This is a genomic window from Streptomyces sp. NPDC127097 (assembly GCF_042724075.1).
Lineage (GTDB): Bacteria > Actinomycetota > Actinomycetes > Streptomycetales > Streptomycetaceae > Streptomyces.
In genome coordinates, this window is the sequence record NZ_JBHXFI010000115.1 from 1 (window position 1) to 2,806 (window position 2,806).

Annotated in this window: 1 rRNA gene (cut by a window edge); it reads right to left on the reverse strand. The window is 56.2% G+C overall.

Features of this window, described 5'->3' with window-relative positions:
• Positions 1 to 22: 22 nt before the first annotated feature.
• A 23S ribosomal RNA gene (locus tag ACFWJW_RS37485) occupies positions 23 to 2,806 on the reverse strand; it runs 151 nt beyond the window's last position.

Genomic DNA, 2,806 nt, shown 5'->3' on the forward strand with positions numbered 1-2,806 from the left:
ACACAGTGGACGCGAGCAACTGAGGACAAGCCCTCGGCCTATTAGTACCAGTCAACTCCACCCGTTACCGGGCTTCCATATCTGGCCTATCAACCCAGTCGTCTACTGGGAGCCTTAACCCCTCAAAGGGGGTGGGAGTCCTCATCTCGAAGCAGGCTTCCCGCTTAGATGCTTTCAGCGGTTATCCTTTCCGAACGTAGCCAACCAGCCATGCCCTTGGCAGGACAACTGGCACACCAGAGGTTCGTCCGTCCCGGTCCTCTCGTACTAGGGACAGCCCTTCTCAAGACTCCTACGCGCACAGCGGATAGGGACCGAACTGTCTCACGACGTTCTAAACCCAGCTCGCGTACCGCTTTAATGGGCGAACAGCCCAACCCTTGGGACCGACTCCAGCCCCAGGATGCGACGAGCCGACATCGAGGTGCCAAACCATCCCGTCGATATGGACTCTTGGGGAAGATCAGCCTGTTATCCCCGGGGTACCTTTTATCCGTTGAGCGACGGCGCTTCCACAAGCCACCGCCGGATCACTAGTCCCTACTTTCGTACCTGCTCGACCCGTCAGTCTCACAGTCAAGCTCCCTTGTGCACTTACACTCAACACCTGATTGCCAACCAGGCTGAGGGAACCTTTGGGCGCCTCCGTTACCCTTTAGGAGGCAACCGCCCCAGTTAAACTACCCACCAGACACTGTCCCTGATCCGGATCACGGACCCAGGTTAGACATCCAGCACGACCAGAGTGGTATTTCAACAATGACTCCACAACCACTGGCGTGGCCGCTTCAAAGTCTCCCACCTATCCTACACAAGCCGAACCGAACACCAATATCAAGCTATAGTAAAGGTCCCGGGGTCTTTCCGTCCTGCTGCGCGAAACGAGCATCTTTACTCGTAATGCAATTTCACCGGGCCTATGGTTGAGACAGTCGAGAAGTCGTTACGCCATTCGTGCAGGTCGGAACTTACCCGACAAGGAATTTCGCTACCTTAGGATGGTTATAGTTACCACCGCCGTTTACTGGCGCTTAAGTTCTCAGCTTCGCCACACCGAAATGTGACTAACCGGTCCCCTTAACGTTCCAGCACCGGGCAGGCGTCAGTCCGTATACATCGCCTTACGGCTTCGCACGGACCTGTGTTTTTAGTAAACAGTCGCTTCTCGCTGGTCTCTGCGGCCACCACCAGCTCACCGAGTAAATCGGATCACCAGCAATGGCCCCCCTTCTCCCGAAGTTACGGGGGCATTTTGCCGAGTTCCTTAACCATAGTTCACCCGAACGCCTCGGTATTCTCTACCTGACCACCTGAGTCGGTTTAGGGTACGGGCCGCCATGAAACTCGCTAGAGGCTTTTCTCGACAGCATAGGATCATCCACTTCACCACAATCGGCTCGGCATCAGGTCTCACCCACATGTCATCCGGATTTGCCTGGATGACGGGCTACACCCTTACCCCGGGACAACCACCGCCCGGGCTGGACTACCTTCCTGCGTCACCCCATCGCTTACCTACTACCACCTTGGATCGGCGGCTCCACCACGTCCCTTTGTCCGAAGACTCCAGGCCGGCTTCACGGCCTTAGCATTAATGGATTCGATATTGGGCGTTTCAAAGCGGGTACCGGAATATCAACCGGTTGTCCATCGACTACGCCTGTCGGCCTCGCCTTAGGTCCCGACTTACCCTGGGCAGATCAGCTTGACCCAGGAACCCTTAGTCAATCGGCGCACACGTTTCCCACGTGTGTATCGCTACTCATGCCTGCATTCTCACTCGTGAACCGTCCACAACTCGTTTCCACGGCTGCTTCACCCGGCACACGACGCTCCCCTACCCATCACAGCCTCCGTTAGGAGTATTGCTGCAATGACACGACTTCGGCGGTGTGCTTGAGCCCCGCTACATTGTCGGCGCGGAATCACTTGACCAGTGAGCTATTACGCACTCTTTCAAGGATGGCTGCTTCTAAGCCAACCTCCTGGTTGTCTCTGCGACTCCACATCCTTTCCCACTTAGCACACGCTTAGGGGCCTTAGTCGATGCTCTGGGCTGTTTCCCTCTCGACCATGGAGCTTATCCCCCACAGTCTCACTGCCGCGCTCTCACTTACCGGCATTCGGAGTTTGGCTAAGGTCAGTAACCCGGTAGGGCCCATCGCCTATCCAGTGCTCTACCTCCGGCAAGAAACACACGACGCTGCACCTAAATGCATTTCGGGGAGAACCAGCTATCACGGAGTTTGATTGGCCTTTCACCCCTAACCACAGGTCATCCCCCAGGTTTTCAACCCTGGTGGGTTCGGTCCTCCACGAAGTCTTACCTCCGCTTCAACCTGCCCATGGCTAGATCACTCCGCTTCGGGTCTTGGGCACGCTACTCAACGCCCTCTTCGGACTCGCTTTCGCTACGGCTTCCCCACACGGGTTAACCTCGCAACATACCGCAAACTCGCAGGCTCATTCTTCAAAAGGCACGCAGTCACGACACAAGGACAAGTCCTTGTGCGACGCTCCCACGGCTTGTAGGCACACGGTTTCAGGTACTATTTCACTCCGCTCCCGCGGTACTTTTCACCATTCCCTCACGGTACTATCCGCTATCGGTCACCAGGGAATATTTAGGCTTAACGGGTGGTCCCGCCAGATTCACACGGGATTTCTCGGGCCCCGTGCTACTTGGGTGTCTCTTAAACGAGCCGCTGATGTTTCAGCTACGGGGGTCTTACCCTCTACGCCGGACCTTTCGCATGTCCTTCGCCTACATCAACGGTTTCTGACTCGTCCCACAGCCGGCAGACTG